At 59.2% G+C, this 16,714-nt stretch carries 16 protein-coding genes; 14 read left to right on the plus strand and 2 right to left on the minus strand.

Annotation, left to right across the window (positions count from 1 at the left end; all coding sequences use genetic code 11):
- Window positions 1–65 precede the first annotated feature (65 nt).
- The 11 genes from ffh to FHL16_RS11735 all read left to right on the plus strand — a co-directional run bounded on the left by ffh (window position 66) and on the right by FHL16_RS11735 (window position 10,561).
- On the plus strand, window positions 66–1,442 hold the full coding sequence (gene ffh, locus FHL16_RS11685) for a signal recognition particle protein (RefSeq protein ID WP_077748289.1): 1,377 nt from the start codon (window positions 66–68) through the stop codon (window positions 1,440–1,442).
- A 249-nt stretch (window positions 1,443–1,691) separates the two neighbouring features.
- Window positions 1,692–1,943 (plus strand): 30S ribosomal protein S16, encoded by a 252-nt coding sequence (rpsP, locus tag FHL16_RS11690; protein WP_010463010.1) that lies wholly within the window; start codon window positions 1,692–1,694, stop codon window positions 1,941–1,943.
- Window positions 1,944–1,948: 5 nt separating this feature from the next.
- Window positions 1,949–2,485, plus strand: coding sequence for a ribosome maturation factor RimM (gene rimM / locus FHL16_RS11695; protein WP_010463008.1), 537 nt, complete (start codon window positions 1,949–1,951; stop codon window positions 2,483–2,485).
- Window positions 2,467–3,240 carry a tRNA (guanosine(37)-N1)-methyltransferase TrmD gene (trmD, locus tag FHL16_RS11700; protein ID WP_154503229.1) on the plus strand — a complete coding sequence of 258 codons (774 nt, stop codon included), beginning with the start codon at window positions 2,467–2,469 and terminating at the stop codon, window positions 3,238–3,240. The genes rimM and trmD overlap by 19 nt, the downstream gene beginning before the upstream one ends.
- Before the next feature lie 45 nt (window positions 3,241–3,285).
- Complete coding sequence (gene rplS, locus FHL16_RS11705; protein ID WP_003175895.1) at window positions 3,286–3,636, plus strand: 50S ribosomal protein L19; 351 nt, start codon at window positions 3,286–3,288, stop codon at window positions 3,634–3,636.
- 99 nt (window positions 3,637–3,735) lie between these two features.
- Window positions 3,736–4,632 carry a site-specific tyrosine recombinase XerD gene (xerD, locus tag FHL16_RS11710; RefSeq protein WP_010462986.1) on the plus strand — a complete coding sequence of 299 codons (897 nt, stop codon included), beginning with the start codon at window positions 3,736–3,738 and terminating at the stop codon, window positions 4,630–4,632.
- 313 nt (window positions 4,633–4,945) lie between these two features.
- Entirely contained in the window at window positions 4,946–5,677 is a 732-nt protein-coding gene (gene dsbC, locus FHL16_RS11715) for a bifunctional protein-disulfide isomerase/oxidoreductase DsbC (RefSeq protein ID WP_010462985.1), read from the plus strand.
- Window positions 5,678–5,810: 133 nt separating this feature from the next.
- On the plus strand, window positions 5,811–7,115 hold the full coding sequence (locus FHL16_RS11720) for a homoserine dehydrogenase (RefSeq protein WP_077748356.1): 1,305 nt from the start codon (window positions 5,811–5,813) through the stop codon (window positions 7,113–7,115).
- Between the two features lie 109 nt (window positions 7,116–7,224).
- Window positions 7,225–8,634, plus strand: coding sequence for a threonine synthase (thrC, locus tag FHL16_RS11725; RefSeq protein ID WP_010462981.1), 1,410 nt, complete (start codon window positions 7,225–7,227; stop codon window positions 8,632–8,634).
- Between the two features lie 121 nt (window positions 8,635–8,755).
- Window positions 8,756–10,111, plus strand: coding sequence for a transporter substrate-binding domain-containing protein (locus tag FHL16_RS11730; protein ID WP_077748290.1), 1,356 nt, complete (start codon window positions 8,756–8,758; stop codon window positions 10,109–10,111).
- Between the two features lie 162 nt (window positions 10,112–10,273).
- Window positions 10,274–10,561 carry a DUF3509 domain-containing protein gene (locus FHL16_RS11735; protein WP_010462977.1) on the plus strand — a complete coding sequence of 96 codons (288 nt, stop codon included), beginning with the start codon at window positions 10,274–10,276 and terminating at the stop codon, window positions 10,559–10,561.
- Window positions 10,562–10,730: 169 nt separating this feature from the next.
- Here FHL16_RS11735 and FHL16_RS11740 read toward each other — a convergent pair whose 3' ends face one another.
- Window positions 10,731–11,690 carry a TIGR02285 family protein gene (locus tag FHL16_RS11740; protein WP_049870738.1) on the minus strand — a complete coding sequence of 320 codons (960 nt, stop codon included), beginning with the start codon at window positions 11,688–11,690 and terminating at the stop codon, window positions 10,731–10,733.
- Window positions 11,638–12,837 carry a CaiB/BaiF CoA transferase family protein gene (locus FHL16_RS11745; protein WP_077748291.1) on the minus strand — a complete coding sequence of 400 codons (1,200 nt, stop codon included), beginning with the start codon at window positions 12,835–12,837 and terminating at the stop codon, window positions 11,638–11,640. The genes FHL16_RS11740 and FHL16_RS11745 overlap by 53 nt, the downstream gene beginning before the upstream one ends.
- 147 nt (window positions 12,838–12,984) lie before the next feature.
- On the opposite strand from FHL16_RS11745, the gene FHL16_RS11750 reads away from it, so the two are divergent.
- The 3 genes from FHL16_RS11750 (at window position 12,985) to FHL16_RS11760 (ending at window position 16,677) form a co-directional block, all read left to right on the plus strand.
- Window positions 12,985–13,527: a YaeQ family protein gene (locus FHL16_RS11750; RefSeq protein ID WP_010462971.1), complete on the plus strand. Its 543-nt coding sequence runs from the start codon at window positions 12,985–12,987 to the stop codon at window positions 13,525–13,527.
- Between the two features lie 66 nt (window positions 13,528–13,593).
- Window positions 13,594–15,303: a single-stranded-DNA-specific exonuclease RecJ gene (gene recJ, locus FHL16_RS11755; RefSeq protein ID WP_077748292.1), complete on the plus strand. Its 1,710-nt coding sequence runs from the start codon at window positions 13,594–13,596 to the stop codon at window positions 15,301–15,303.
- A gap of 267 nt (window positions 15,304–15,570) precedes the next feature.
- A complete protein-coding gene (locus tag FHL16_RS11760; RefSeq protein WP_010462966.1) occupies window positions 15,571–16,677 on the plus strand; it encodes an NADH:flavin oxidoreductase/NADH oxidase in 1,107 nt (368 codons plus the stop codon).
- Window positions 16,678–16,714: the final 37 nt, after the last annotated feature.

Here is a 16,714-nt window from a genome sequence, read left to right on the forward strand (position 1 = left end):
CACATGTTTATTCCGGTCTGGGCCGCCATTATCCCGGTCTACACAGGGCCTGAAAGGATCGCGCAATGTTTGAAAACTTAACCGACCGTCTCTCGCAGACGCTGCGCCATGTCACCGGCAAGGCCAAGCTGACCGAGGACAACATCAAAGACACCCTGCGCGAAGTGCGCATGGCGTTGCTCGAAGCCGACGTCGCCTTGCCGGTGGTGAAAGACTTCGTCAATTCGGTCAAGGAGCGCGCCGTCGGCACCGAGGTGTCTCGCAGCCTGACGCCGGGCCAGGCCTTCGTGAAGATCGTCCAGGCCGAACTCGAAAGCCTGATGGGCGCGGCCAACGAAGACTTGAACCTGAGCGCCGTTCCACCGGCCGTGGTCCTGATGGCCGGTTTGCAGGGGGCGGGTAAAACCACCACCGCCGGCAAACTCGCGCGTTTCCTTAAGGAGCGCAAGAAGAAGTCGGTCATGGTCGTGTCCGCGGACGTTTACCGTCCGGCGGCGATCAAGCAGCTGGAAATGCTCGCCGGTGAAGTCGGCGTCACCTTCTTCCCGTCCGACCTGAGCCAGAAACCGGTCGACATCGCGCAAGCGGCTATAAAAGAAGCAAAGCTTAAGTTCATTGATGTGGTCATCGTCGATACCGCCGGTCGTCTGCACATCGACGAAGAGATGATGGGCGAGATCAAGGCCTTGCACGCCGCGATCAACCCGGTCGAAACCCTGTTCGTGGTCGACGCCATGACCGGCCAGGACGCCGCCAACACGGCCAAGGCCTTCGGCGACGCCTTGCCGCTGACCGGTGTGATCCTGACCAAGGTCGACGGCGACGCCCGTGGCGGTGCCGCGCTGTCGGTTCGCGCCATCACCGGCAGGCCGATCAAGTTCATCGGTATGGGCGAGAAGAGCGATGCGCTCGAACCGTTCCACCCTGAGCGTATTGCTTCGCGCATCCTCGGCATGGGCGATGTGCTCAGTCTGATCGAGCAGGCGGAAGCGACCCTCGACAAAGACAAGGCCGACAAACTGGCCAAGAAGCTGAAGAAGGGCAAGGGCTTCGACCTCGAAGACTTCCGCGATCAGCTGCAACAGATGAAGAACATGGGCGGCCTCGGTGGCCTCATGGACAAACTGCCGAACATCGGCGGCGTCAATCTGGCGCAGATGGGCAATGCCCAGGGCGCGGCAGAGAAACAATTCAAGCAGATGGAAGCCATCATCAATTCCATGACCCCGGCCGAGCGCCGCGACCCTGAGCTGATCAGCGGTTCGCGCAAACGCCGGATCGCCATGGGTTCCGGCACCCAGGTGCAGGACATCGGTCGCTTGATCAAGCAGCACAAGCAGATGCAGAAGATGATGAAGAAATTCTCCGCCAAAGGCGGAATGGCCAAAATGATGCGCGGTATGGGCGGTATGTTGCCCGGCGGCGGCATGCCGAAAATGTAAAGAATTCGCGCAAGGGCTTGCTCTTGCGCAGCCCACACGGAAGTGGGATCTCCAGCAAACCCGCACTTGGCGGGAGCTGACTGGCCGTTTTCAACGACGGCTCTATAGCAAATCTTGATGGCGACCGGAAGGCCGCCGGAAAAAGTCATTTGCAAAAGTCCGGATATTCCTTAGAATATGCGGCCTTTCGGGCACCTATGCCCGCTGTGCCTTTAGATTTGCAGCACCGACTACAGGAACGATGTTCACATGCTAACAATCCGTCTTGCCCTTGGCGGCTCCAAAAAGCGCCCGTTTTACCACTTGACCGTAACCGACAGCCGCAACCCGCGCGACGGTTCGCACAAGGAACAGGTTGGTTTCTTCAACCCTGTTGCTCGTGGTCAAGAAGTCCGTCTGTCCGTGAACCAAGAGCGCGTAGCCTACTGGCTGAGCGTTGGTGCACAACCTTCTGAGCGTGTTGCTCAGTTGTTGAAGGATGCATCTAAGGCTGCGGCCTGAGCAATATGAACGCGACGCCTGCCATTGCTGATGATTTGATCGTTATCGGCAAGATTTATTCTGTTCATGGCGTTCGCGGCGAAGTGAAGGTTTATTCCTTTACTGATCCGACTGAAAACCTGTTGCAGTACAAAACCTGGACGCTCAAGCGCGAAGGCAATGTGAAACAGGTCGAGCTGGTCAGCGGACGTGGGAACGACAAGTTCCTGGTCGCAAAGCTCAAGGGTCTTGATGATCGTGAAGAAGCTCGTCTTCTGGCCGGTTATGAGATCTGCGTGCCGCGCAACCTGTTCCCTGAATTGACCGACGGCGAGTACTACTGGTACCAGCTGGAAGGTCTGAAGGTTATTGATCAACTCGGGCAGTTGCTCGGGAAAATCGATCATCTTCTGGAAACCGGCGCCAATGATGTAATGGTGGTCAAGCCTTGCGCTGGCAGCCTGGATGATCGCGAACGCCTGTTGCCCTATACGGAGCAATGCGTGTTGGCCGTCGACCTTGCCGCAGGCGAGATGAAGGTGGAATGGGATGCGGACTTCTAAGCGTGGCTAACTTGCGCGTAGAAGTGATCAGTTTGTTTCCCGAGATGTTCTCCGCCATCAGCGAGTACGGCATCACCAGTCGTGCGGTGAAACAGGGGCTGTTGCAGCTCACCTGTTGGAATCCGCGAGACTACACGACGGATCGGCATCACACTGTGGACGATCGCCCATTTGGCGGTGGTCCGGGCATGGTGATGAAGATCAAGCCCCTGGAAGATGCTCTGGTTCAGGCCAAGGCAGCAGCCGGGGAGGCGGCGAAGGTGATTTACCTGTCCCCCCAAGGCCGTCAACTGACTCAGTCGGCGGTACGCGAGTTGGCGAATCTGGATGCATTGATCCTGATTGCCGGCCGCTATGAAGGCATTGACGAGCGTTTTATTGAAGCTCATGTCGATGAAGAGTGGTCGATTGGCGACTATGTACTGTCTGGCGGCGAGCTGCCGGCGATGGTCCTGATCGATGCGGTTACACGACTGCTGCCTGGAGCTTTAGGGCATGCGGACTCCGCCGAGGAAGATTCCTTTACGGATGGTTTGCTGGATTGCCCGCACTACACCCGACCGGAGGTGTATGCGGATCAGCGTGTTCCCGACGTGTTGCTAAGTGGCAATCACGCGCATATCCGGCGTTGGCGTTTACAGCAGTCCCTTGGTAGGACCTTTGAACGACGCGCCGATCTTCTGGAAAGCCGCTCGCTTTCTGGAGAAGAGAAGAAGCTGCTCGAGGAATACATCCGCGAGCGGGACGATAGTTAACAACGTATCGATGGTAGATCCGACGATCTACCTTAGGAGCACAGCATGACTAACAAAATCATCCTTGCACTCGAAGCAGAGCAGATGACCAAAGAGATCCCTACCTTTGCCCCGGGCGACACCATTGTCGTTCAGGTGAAAGTGAAGGAAGGCGACCGTTCGCGTCTGCAAGCGTTCGAAGGTGTTGTTATCGCCAAGCGTAACCGCGGCGTAAACAGTGCTTTCACCGTTCGTAAAATCTCCAACGGTGTTGGCGTAGAGCGTACTTTCCAGACCTACAGCCCGCAAATCGACAGCATGGCCGTTAAACGTCGCGGTGACGTACGTAAAGCCAAGCTGTACTACCTGCGTGACCTGTCCGGTAAAGCAGCTCGCATCAAGGAAAAACTGGCTTAAGTCCAGCTTCCGATGCAGAAAAAAGCAGCCTACGGGCTGCTTTTTTGTTGCCTGCGATTTATCTTTCGTGACCGTACTGTCGGTCTTGCCTGAGCTTATATGCCCGCCATCGATCATCCATTGATAGACCAATTTCTCGACGCGCTGTGGCTGGAAAAAGGTCTTTCCGATAACACTCGCGATGCCTATCGCAGCGACCTGGCCTTGTTCAATGGCTGGTTGCAGGAAAAGGGTCTGGAGCTGATCAACGCCGGCCGCGAGTTGATCCTCGATCACCTGGCCTGGCGTCTGGAACAAAACTACAAACCCCGTTCAACGGCGCGATTCCTCTCCGGTGTGCGTGGGTTTTATCGTTATCTACTCAGGGAAAAGCTGATCGCGGTCGATCCGACCTTGCGCGTCGATATGCCCCAACTCGGTAGGCCTTTGCCTAAGTCTCTGTCGGAAGCAGACGTGGAAGCGCTGCTGAAGGCGCCGGACTTGAGCGAAGCTATCGGTCAGCGGGACCGCGCCATGCTCGAAGTGCTTTATGCGTGCGGCTTGCGGGTGACGGAGTTGATCAGCCTGACGCTGGAGCAGGTCAATCTGCGTCAAGGCGTGCTGCGGGTCATGGGCAAAGGCAGCAAGGAGCGCCTGGTTCCGATGGGCGAGGAGGCGATTGTCTGGGTCGAGCGATACATGCGCGATGGCCGCCAGGAACTGCTCGGTGGGCGTCCCAGCGATGTCATGTTCCCCAGCCAGCGCGGTGAGCAGATGACTCGCCAGACCTTCTGGCATCGCATCAAGCACCAGGCCAAGGTCGCCGGGATCGGCAAGTCGCTGTCGCCGCATACCTTGCGCCATGCGTTCGCCACGCACCTGCTCAACCACGGCGCCGACCTTCGGGTGGTGCAAATGCTGCTCGGCCACAGCGACCTGTCGACCACCCAGATCTACACCCACGTCGCCCGCGCACGCTTGCAGGACTTGCACGCCAAACACCACCCGCGCGGCTGACGGATGGAACAAATCACCGGTGGCGAGGGCGCTTGCTCCCGCTGGGGCGCGAAGCGACCCAAAACTATGGACCACGGCTAATCAGGAAAATCGAGGTGCCTGTCTTACGACTGCTGCGCAGTCGAGCGGGAGCAAGCTCCCTCGCCACAACACGTGTTATCAGATGCGCACCATTATGTGTGTTGCGTCAGGCGCATTCGGCCACAGGAGCCTTATGTGGTAGGCTTTGCCGGTTTGCACGATGGGCGGTTATGACCCGGTGTTTCGGCACGGGCGTTCTGATCGTCCCATTTGTCCGCCTTCAGGAGTTCTCATGCGTCTGACCCAGATTTTCGCCGCCGCAGCCATTGCGTTGGTCAGTACCTTTGCCGTCGCCGATGACGCGGCCGACAAAGCCATTCGTAAAAGCCTGGAAAATCTCCAGCTGGAAGTACCGGTAGAAAGCATCTCCGCCAGTCCGTTGCCGGGCCTGTATGAAGTCAAACTGCAAGGCAGCCGCGTGCTCTACGCCAGCGCCGACGGCCAATACGTGGTGCAGGGCTACCTGTTCCAGCTCAAGGACGGCAAGCCGGTCAACCTGACCGAGAAGACCGAACGCCTGGGCGTGTCCAAACTGGTCAACGCCATCCCGGTTGCAGAAACCGTGGTCTACCCGGCGATCGGCGAAACCAAATCGCACATCACCGTGTTCACCGACACCACCTGCCCGTACTGCCACAAACTGCATGCCGAAGTGCCTGAGCTGAACAAGCGCGGCATCGAAGTGCGTTACGTCGCGTTCCCGCGCCAGGGCCTGGGCTCGCCGGGTGACGAACAATTGCAAGCGGTCTGGTGCTCGAAAGACAAGAAAGCTGCCATGGACAAAATGGTCGACGGCAAGGAAATCAAGGCCGCCAAGTGCGATAACCCGGTTTCCAAGCAGTTCGCCCTCGGTCAGTCGATCGGCGTGAACGGCACACCGGCCATCGTTTTGGCTGACGGTCAGGTCATTCCGGGCTACCAGCCTGCGCCACAAGTCGCCAAACTGGCGCTGGGCGCGAAATAATTCGCATCGTCACGGCCAGCCTTTGACGATCATGGTCCGGCGGCACCATTTGCCGGGCCATTAATAGAGAGCCGCGAGCATGCGGCTGTTTTCACGGCCGGCCTTGAGTCGGCCGTTTTATGGGGAGTTCACAGTGAAACCGGTCAAAGTAGGCATCTGTGGGTTAGGGACCGTCGGTGGCGGTACCTTCAACGTACTTCAGCGCAACGCCGAGGAAATTGCTCGTCGTGCCGGGCGTGGAATCGAAGTGGCACAAATTGCCATGCGCACGCCAAAGCCTCAGTTCCAAACGACCGGTATTGCGATTACCAACGATGTCTTCGAAGTGGCCACGAACCCTGAGATCGACATCGTTATAGAGCTGATGGGCGGCTACACCGTTGCCCGCGAGCTGGTACTCAAGGCCATCGAGAATGGCAAGCATGTGGTCACCGCGAACAAGGCACTGATCGCCGTTCACGGTAATGAGATTTTCGCCAAGGCACGTGAGAAAGGCGTGATCGTGGCGTTCGAAGCGGCTGTGGCCGGTGGCATTCCGGTGATCAAGGCGATCCGTGAAGGCCTGTCCGCCAACCGCATCAACTGGGTCGCCGGGATCATCAACGGCACCGGCAACTTCATCCTCACCGAAATGCGCGAGAAGGGTCGCACCTTCGAAGACGTACTCGCCGAGGCGCAAGCCCTGGGTTACGCCGAAGCCGATCCGACCTTCGACGTTGAAGGCATCGATGCGGCCCACAAGCTGACGATCCTGGCCTCCATCGCCTTCGGCATCCCGCTGCAGTTCGACAAGGCTTACACCGAAGGCATCACCAAGCTGACCACCGCTGACGTGAACTACGCCGAAGCGCTGGGTTATCGCATCAAGCACCTCGGCGTCGCTCGCAGCACCGCGTCCGGTATCGAGTTGCGCGTGCACCCCACGTTGATCCCGGCCGATCGCCTGATCGCCAACGTCAACGGCGTGATGAACGCGGTGATGGTCAACGGTGATGCGGCCGGTTCGACCCTGTTCTACGGCGCGGGCGCCGGCATGGAGCCGACGGCTTCGTCGGTGATCGCCGACCTGGTGGACGTGGTTCGCGCCATGACCTCCGACCCGGAAAACCGTGTGCCGCACCTGGCCTTCCAGCCGGATTCGTTGTCGGCGCACCCGATCCTGCCGATCGAAGCGTGCGAAAGTGCTTACTACCTGCGCATTCAGGCGAAAGACCATCCGGGCGTACTGGCCCAGGTCGCGAGCATTCTGTCGGAGCGTGGCATCAACATCGAATCGATCATGCAGAAAGAAGTCGAAGAGCATGACGGTCTGGTGCCGATGATCCTGCTGACTCACCGTGTGCTGGAACTGCACATGAACGACGCGATCGCCGCGCTGGAAGCCCTGGCAGGCGTGGTCGGTCCGGTCGTCCGGATCCGCGTCGAGCACCTGAACTAAACAAAAGCAGCGGCAAGCTGCGAGCTTCAAGCGACAAGTCAAAGGCACTCTGGCTTTTACTTGCCGCTTGTAGCTTGAGACTTGAAGCTCAAACCAAAGGTTTGCCCCTATGCGTTATATCAGTACCCGCGGCCAGGCACCGGCCCTGAATTTCGAAGATGTCCTGCTGGCCGGTCTTGCCACCGACGGTGGTCTGTACGTCCCGGAAAACCTGCCACGTTTCACCCAGGAAGAAATCGCTTCCTGGGCTGGCTTGCCGTATCACGAGCTGGCCTTCCGGGTGATGCGCCCGTTCGTTACCGGCAGCATCCCTGATGCCGATTTCAAAAAGATCCTTGAAGAAACCTACGGTGTGTTCTCGCACAGCGCCGTGGCACCGTTGCGTCAGCTGAATGGCAACGAATGGGTGCTCGAGCTGTTCCACGGCCCGACCCTGGCGTTCAAAGACTTCGCCCTGCAACTGCTCGGTCGTCTGCTCGACTACGTGCTGGAAAAACGCGGCGAGCGCGTGGTCATCGTCGGCGCGACCTCCGGTGACACCGGTTCGGCCGCCATCGAAGGCTGCAAGCACTGCGAAAACGTCGACATCTTCATCCTGCACCCGCATAACCGCGTGTCCGAAGTGCAGCGTCGCCAGATGACCACCATCTTCGGCGAGAACATCCATAACATCGCCATCGAAGGCAACTTCGATGACTGCCAGGAAATGGTCAAGGCCAGCTTCGCTGACCAGAGCTTCCTCAAGGGCACGCGTCTGGTGGCGGTGAACTCGATCAACTGGGCGCGGATCATGGCCCAGATCGTTTACTACTTCCACGCAGCCCTGCAGTTGGGCGGCCCGGCGCGCTCGGTATCGTTCTCGGTGCCAACCGGCAACTTCGGCGACATCTTCGCCGGTTACCTGGCACGCAACATGGGCCTGCCGATCAACCAGTTGATCGTCGCCACCAACCGCAATGACATCCTGCACCGCTTCATGAGCGGCAACCAGTACGTCAAGGAAACCCTGCACGCCACGTTGTCGCCGTCGATGGACATCATGGTGTCGTCGAACTTCGAGCGTCTGCTGTTCGACCTGCACGGTCGCAACGGCGCAGCGATTGCCGGTTTGATGGACAGCTTCAAGCAGGGCGGCGGTTTCAGCGTCGAACAGGAACGCTGGACCGAAGCCCGCAAATTGTTCGATTCCCTGGCCGTGGATGACGCGCAAACCTGCGAAACCATTGCCGAAGTCTACGAGCAAACCGGCGAACTGCTGGATCCGCACACCGCCATCGGCGTGAAGGCCGCGCGCGAATGCCGTCGTAGCCTGGATATTCCAATGGTGATCCTCGGCACGGCCCATCCGGTCAAATTCCCGGATGCAGTGGAGAAAGCCGGCGTAGGAAAAGCGCTTGAACTACCTGCACATCTTTCTGATTTGTTCGAGCGAAATGAGCGTTGCACCGTGTTGCCGAATGATTTGAAAGCCGTGCAGGCCTTTGTCAGTCAGCATGGCAACCGCGGCAAGCCGCTGTAACCACTCAAAGCTGTCACATTTTGAAGCCCGTCTCCTGACGGGCTTTCTCATTTCTGCATGCCACACTTGTCGTGTTTTCGCCCCAGAAAGGATGGGCGAGTTGATTGCGAAGGAAGTGGTAATGCGGTTTTTCAGAGGGTTCAAACCAGCCGTGTGCTGGATGTTTTTGATCGGCGTCCTGGGCTTGGATCAAGCAGGGACGGCCGCGCAATTGGCGACGCCCGAGTCCAGGGGGGCGGGCGTCGGCGCAATCATCGAACTGGATGCTCAGGAACTGAGGTGGGTTGCCGAGCATCCGCAAGTCATCGTCTCGTCGGTGCAATACCCGCTTTATCTGTTCAAGGATGAACACGGTCAGTGGAGCGGTCTGAACAACGATCTGCTCAATCGCATCAGTGCCATGACGGGTTTGCAGTTTGTTCACGAGGAGTCGTTTTCCACCGACCAACTGCTCGGGCGTCTGGAAAGTGCCGAGGCGGACATGAGCACAACGCTGGCGATGAATGACGAGCGTAAGGCGTTCCTGGATTTCAGTCATGCGTTCGGTGGCGCTGGATGGGTGTTTGTCGGACGGGCAGACGCACCGGTCGTGCACTCCCTGGCGCAGTTGGCTAAAAGAGTGCTGGTGTTGCCGGCCCGGCACGCACTCGAAGGCACGATTCGCCGCGACTACCCGGCGATAGAGTTGCGCACGGTCAAGACTTACGCCGAGGCCAGGGCGCTGGTTGAAAGTGGTGAAGCCTTTGCCACCATCGAAAATGAAATCGGGGCGCAGCTCTATCCATTGGGGCAACTCAAGGTCGGCCGGGCCGTGGAGGGCAAGTGGGAGGCTGATCACCTCGCGGTACGCAAAGGCCAGTCGCCGCTGCTGAGCATTCTTAACAAGGCGCTTGAGGCCTTCCCTGCGGCCGACTTGCGGGCCATTCGCCTGAAATGGCTCAGCGGTATCGCGCCCGTCGAGTCGCCTTCTCGCTGGCGGCAGCTGACTCACTGGTTTTGCTGGGGCATGTTTATCGTCAGCCTGTTCGGTCTGCTTTCCTTGCTCTGGAATCGCAGGCTCGCGGCACTCATCAAGCAGCGCGCAGACGCTGAGAAGGGGCTGGGCGATCAGCTTGCTTTCCAGCATGCATTGATCGACGCCATGCCCGATCCGATGTTTGTTCGTGATCTGCAAGGGCGGTTGATCATGTGCAACAAAAGTTATGAGGAGAGCCTCTGCACCCGTTTTGACCAGGTTCAAGGGCGACGGCTGGTTGAGCTCGATGTCCTGCCGGCGGAAACCGCAGCGCTGCTGCATGCCGAATTCATGGCGCAGATGGAGACTCGAAAGCCACGCTTCAGTGAACGTCAATTGCTGTTCAACAACGGGGTCAGGGACATCTACCAATGGACGGTGCCGTTCTACAGCGTCGACGGCCAATTGCGAGGGTTGCTGGGGGGATGGACTGATATCGGTCACCGGACAAGGCACCTGTGAACAGGCTGTTTTTTCCCTGTCATCTTTTCCGTGCATGCTCTATCGACCAGGGACGCCGACGCGTCTGCACCTGGAATCCAGAACTTTCTTCTCGGGTCGGTGGTCATTTACTGTGAACACACCCCAGGCACTTTGTTTTCGGACTATTGAGTGGTGATCGAGATGGAAAGTATCAGTCTATTGCTCGGTGAGGCTCTGAGCCCGTATCAGGTCAAGCTGACCCCGTCGGGCGCCCATGGCGAATGCCTGGTGACACTGAAGAATGCGACCGGCGCGATCGTGGTCGAACGGGCGTTCAACCAAGCCCAGTTAACCGATTACCGTCTGCTGACGGATGTCGTCGACGGCTTGCACCGCGACGTGCTGATTGCCGAAGGACGGCTGGAACCCTGCGTCATCGCGGCGCTGCGCAATGCGGCTCAGGATAAGGTCCTGGCCAGTCGAAATTGAATTGTTCTTTTGTGGGAACCTTCCTGCGCTCAGGTCGTCAGACCATGTAACAGCAGGATCAAGCATTGTGCTCCGGTGCTTGTAGCTTGCTGCCACTGGTCTTTATGTAGGCCACGTTTAACCCCGAGTCGTCTCCCCACTTCTCGGGGTTTCTTTTGCCTGCGATTTGTCATTGCCCAGCCTGATTCTCGAAAAAGGCTTTGGCTTCTTTCAGGTAGTCGTTGCGTCTTTCGGGGTCCAGCCACTCAGCGTACAGCTGGTCCAGTCGCTCATGGGGCAGGGTGCGTAACAGTTCATTGATCTCTTGGATGGCCTTGCGGCCCTGGACTGTACCGGAGCAGCCAATGTGCCCCGACAGGTATTTGCCCGTGCCCTTCACCGGGTAAAATTCCAGCTGATCGTCGGCGATGTGCTCTCGATTAGCCTGATAGCGAATTTCCGGCCAGTACCCCAGAACCATTTGCAAACGGCCCAGGCGCTGCATCTGCAACAGACTGGCAAGGGCATCGTTGCCGTAATGGGGAGCCAGTGCGTCCGGTGGCGCCAGTTTCAGCAGCGTGTCGAGGACTTGGCCGTAACTGCGCTCGGCGACGACCCCGATTTTCTTTTGGCCACTGGCCAGCAGAGCCGCAAGATCGACTTCGCCGTCGATCAGAAAAGGATCCAGCTGCGCGCGGTCTTCCCGGCGGACGACAAGTCCATTGCTCACCGCGCGGAAGGCCGGAATGGAGAACGCAATCCATTGTTCGCGCTCTTTGGTCCAGACCAGTGACGGATCGCAGGTAAACGATTCTTCGCGGAGCATTTGCATGGCGCGGGCCCGGTTGACTCGCATCAGGGTGTGCTCGTATTGCGGCATCCCGGCTATCAACAGCGGCAGGATCTGATCGACAATCCCCTGACCTTTTTTCGGACCTTCAAAGATCATCGTGGGTGGCAAGTCGCGGAGTAACCAGATCAGCGTCGCTTTGGGTTGTGCCCAAACGGGTGTCGCCAGCGCGGCCAATAGCCCCAATACCGCCGCTGTACGCCAGTTGCGGGTGTTGTGAGTGGCTGTTGAAAGCAGGCGTTTCAGCTTAGATGGCCCCGTCTTCGCGCAGCTTGGCAATCTGTTGCGGGTCGTAACCAAGATCGTTGAGTACCTGCGCGTTGTGCTCGCCTAACTGCGGCCCGACCCATGCGCAATCGCCGGGTGTCTCAGAGAGTTTCGGCACAATCCCCGGCATCTTGAAGTCTTTGCCGTCCGGCAGCTTGGCCTGCATGAACATTTCCCGGGCCAGATACTGCGGATCACTGAACATGTCTTCGGCGCTGAAGATCCGACTGACAGGCACATCGGCCTGATTCAGCTGCGTGAGCACGGTGTCCAGCGGCTGCGAATTGACCCAGCGATCGATCACCCCGTAAATCTCGTCACGGCGGCTGTCGCGGCCATCATTGCTGGCCAGCGCCGGGTCGTTGGCCAGGTCTTCGCGACCGATGACCAGCATGAAGCGTTTGAAGATTGCATCGCCATTGGCGCCTATCTGCACATGCTTGCCGTCGGCGCTGGTGTGAATCGAGGAGGGCGTGATGCCTGGCATGATGTTGCCGGTGCGCTCGCGAATGAAACCGAACACATCGAACTCCGGCACCATGCTTTCCATCATGGCGAAGATTGCTTCATACAGCGCCACGTCCACCACCTGGCCCTGGCCACCGTTGACCTCGCGGTGACGCAACGCCATCAGTGCGCCAATCACACCCCATAGCGCGGCAATCGAGTCACCGATGGAAATCCCGGTGCGCACCGGTGGCCGGTCTTCGAAACCGGTGATGTAGCGCAGGCCGCCCATGGATTCACCAACGGCGCCAAAACCGGGTTGATCCTTCATCGGCCCGGTCTGGCCGAAGCCCGACAGCCGTACCATCACCAGTTTCGGGTTGAGGGCGTGCAAGACGTCCCAGCCCAGGCCGAGTTTTTCCAACACGCCAGGGCGAAAATTCTCGATCAGGATGTCCGCTTCGGCCAGCAGCTTTTTCAGGATTGCCAGGCCGTCAGGGTGTTTCAGGTTCAGGGTCAGGGATTTTTTGTTGCGGGCCTGGACGAACCACCACAGCGAGGTGCCTTCGTAGAGTTTTCGCCATTTGCGCAGCGGATCGCCGCCGTCGGGGGATTCGATCTTGATTACTTCGGCGCCGAATTCACCGCAAATGCGCGAGGCAAACGGGCCGGCGATCAAGGTGCCCAATTCGATGACTTTCAGACCTGAGAGCGGTTTGGCGGTGAGCGGCATGCTGGATCCTGTAGGACAAAGGCTGAGCGGATATAGCCTTTTAACATAGCCCAACGTCAGAGGACCAAGGTTGATCGCCTTCTATTCGTTGATTGCCTACTGCATCGGTTAGACTTGCCGCCTTTCCTCGTATCAAGAAGCCCGTTCATGGCCCAGCCGTCCACGACCTACAAGTTTGAACTGAACCTCACCGACCTCGACCGCAGCGTCTACGAGAGCGTGAAGCAGACCATCGCCCGTCACCCTTCGGAAACCGAAGAGCGCATGACCGTGCGGCTGCTGGCCTACGCCTTCTGGTACAACGAGCAACTGTCGTTCGGTCGCGGTCTGTCAGACGTGGATGAACCGGCCCTGTGGGAAAAGAGCCTGGACGACCGTGTCCTGCACTGGATCGAAGTCGGCCAGCCGGACGCCGATCGCCTGACCTGGTGCTCGCGCCGTACCGAGCGCACCAGCCTGTTGGCTTACGGCAGTCTGCGCGTCTGGGAAACCAAAGTGATCCCCGCGATCAAGAACCTGAAAAACGTGCACATCGCAGCCGTGCCTCAGGACATCCTGGAAACCTTGGCCAAAGACATGCCCCGCGTTATCAAGTGGGACGTGATGATCAGCGAAGGGACGATTTTCGTCACCGACGACCGGGGTCAGCATGAAGTCCAGTTGCAGTGGCTGAGCGGCGAGCGCGGCTGATTTTTCGCCGTTTGTCCGTTTGATCCGGTTTTATCCTACGTATTCAAGAGAAGCACCTGTCACCCCATGCGCATCGAACCTCGCCTGTTGCCCGACACCCTGCCATTCCTCGGCGATCTGCCGCCGCTGCTGACGCGTCTTTACGCGGCGCGTGGCGTGCAATCCGAGGCGGAACTGGACAAGAGCCTGGCGCGGTTGATCCCGTTCCAGCAGCTCAAGGGCATGGATGCGGCGGTGGATTTGCTGGTCACGGCGTTGGAACAGCGCCAGCGGATTCTGATTGTCGGCGACTTCGACGCCGATGGCGCGACCGCCAGTACCGTGGGCGTGTTGGGTTTGCGGCTGCTGGGCGCGGCACATGTCGATTATCTGGTGCCGAACCGCTTCGAGTATGGCTATGGCCTGACCCCGGAAATCGTTGAGGTGGCGCTGACGCGCACGCCGCAGTTGCTGATTACGGTGGACAACGGCATCTCCAGCGTCGAAGGCGTGGCGGCAGCGAAAAAGGCAGGCCTGAGCGTGCTGGTCACCGACCACCACCTGCCCGGCGACGAACTGCCGTTAGCCGATGCCATCGTCAATCCGAACCAGCCGGGGTGCGAATTTCCGAGCAAGGCACTGGCCGGCGTCGGGGTGATTTTCTATGTATTGATGGCCCTGCGCGCACGCTTGCGTAGCCTCGGCTGGTACGCGAGCACGCCGCAGCCGAACATTGGCGAGCTGCTGGACCTGGTGGCGCTGGGCAGCGTCGCCGACGTGGTGCCGCTGGATGCCAACAATCGGATTCTGGTGCACCAGGGCCTGGAGCGGATTCGCGCCGGCCGCGCCCGTCCGGGCATCAAGGCGATTCTCGAAGTCGCCAAGCGCGAACCGGCACGCATCACCTCGACCGACCTGGGCTTCATTGTCGGCCCGCGCCTGAATGCGGCGGGGCGCCTGGATGACATGAGCCTGGGCATCGAATGCCTGATCACCGACGACGCCGGGTTGGCGCGGGAAATGGCCGTGCAGCTTGACGGCATGAACCAGGACCGCAAATCCATTGAGCAGGGCATGCAGCGTGAAGCGCTGGCTCAGCTCAAGGATTTGCCGGTCGAATCGATGCCGTTCGGCCTGTGCCTGTTTGATCCCGAGTGGCACCAGGGCGTCATCGGCATCCTCGCTTCGCGTATGAAAGAGCGCTATTTTCGTCCGACCATTGCCTTTGCCGATGCTGGCGATGGTTTGCTCAAAGGGTCAGGGCGTTCGGTTCAGGGCTTTCATATTCGTGACGCCTTGAGTGTGGTGGCCGCGCAGCATCCGAACCTGATCAGCAAGTACGGCGGCCACGCCATGGCGGCCGGTCTGACCTTGCCGGAAGCAAATTTTCCGTTGTTCGCCGAGGCCTTCGACGCTGAAGTGCGCCGGCAATTGCGCGAAGAAGACCTGACCGGGCGTCTGCTGTCGGACGGGGTTTTGGCGGTCGAAGAATTCCATCTCGAACTGGCCCGTGCGCTACGCCATGCCGGACCTTGGGGGCAGCACTTCCCTGAACCTTTGTTTCATGGCGTGTTTCAGTTGGTTGAACAGCGCGTCGTCGGCGAGCGACACCTCAAAGTGGTGCTCAGAAGCGAATGTGGCTCGGTGAAGCTCGATGGCATTGCCTTCGGCATCGACCGCGACATTTGGCCGAATCCGACCATCAAGTGGGTGGAATTGGCCTACAAACTCGACCTCAACGAGTTTCGCGGGAACGAGACGGTGCAGCTGATGATTGCCCACATCGAACCGCGTTGAGCCCTTCGCGAGCAGGCTCACTCCTACAGGATTTGCACAAAACCTGTGGGAGCGAGCCTGTTCGCGATAGCGATCTTTCTGACACCGAATCCCTCGGAACCCTCCCTCATCCCCCGATGTCGACTAGGCTCTAAGCACTGCTTGATTATCCTTGTGACGTCTTGTCCAATTTTTGCCCGCGGGGGCGGGTGCTGCGCCTTTTTCCTGTCACTCGTCGACTTTTCAAACAGAACCCTGGAGCCTGCCCACTGATTCGAGAGGTGCCCCATGAGTCTGCTGCTTGAACCCTATACCCTTCGTCAATTGACCCTGCTCAACCGCATTGCCGTATCACCGATGTGCCAGTACTCCAGCGTCGATGGGCTGGCCAATGACTGGCACCTGGTCCACCTCGGCAGCCGCGCCGTCGGCGGGGCCGGCCTGATTTTTACTGAAGCCACGGCGGTCACGGCCGACGGGCGCATCACCGCCGAGGACCTCGGCTTGTGGAATGACGAACAAATCGAACCCCTGCAACGCATCACGCGCTTCATCGCCGCTCAGGGCGCGGTGGCCGGTATTCAACTGGCGCACGCCGGGCGCAAAGCCAGCACCCATCGGCCGTGGATCGGCAAGCATGGCAGCGTCAAACCCGAAGACGGCGGCTGGGTGCCGGTAGGGCCGTCGCCGATTGCTTTCGACCCGCAGCACACACATCCCAAGCAGCTGGATGAAAGCGAGATTGCTGAGGTCATTCAGGCCTTTGTCGCCTCAGCCAAGCGAGCGCTGACTGCCGGTTTCAAAGTGGTCGAAGTCCATGCCGCTCACGGTTACCTGCTGCATCAGTTTCTTTCGCCCCTGAGCAATCAGCGACGCGATCAATATGGCGGTTCGTTCGAGAACCGGATTCGGCTGGTGCTGCAAGTCACCGAGGCGGTGCGTGCTGTCTGGCCGGAAGAGTTGCCGGTGTTTGTGCGAGTGTCGGCCACCGATTGGGTGGAAGATGGCTGGAACCCTGATGAAACAGTGGAGTTGGCGCGGCGCCTGAAAGATCTGGGTGTGGACCTGATTGACGTCTCGTCGGGCGGTACGGCGGCCAACGCCGAAATTCCTACAGGGCCGGGTTACCAGACCCGATTTGCCGAACGGGTGCGCAAGGAGTCAGGCATCGCCACCGGTACGGTCGGAATGATTACCGAACCGGCCCAGGCCGAACACATCTTGCGCACCTGCCAGGCGGACATCATCTTCCTTGCGCGGGAACTGTTGCGCGATCCGTATTGGCCGCTGCATGCCGATGATGATCTGGGCGGTCGCAAGGCGATCTGGCCGGCGCAGTATCAGCGGGCGACCCATCGGGATCAGCCGATTCATGAGTCGGATTTGCGTGACTGAATTCGGCTGTAAAAGCAAAAAGCCCCGATCGCTGTGA

It is taken from the genome of Pseudomonas sp. FSL W5-0299, assembly GCF_005930655.1.
Classification (GTDB): domain Bacteria; phylum Pseudomonadota; class Gammaproteobacteria; order Pseudomonadales; family Pseudomonadaceae; genus Aquipseudomonas; species Aquipseudomonas mandelii.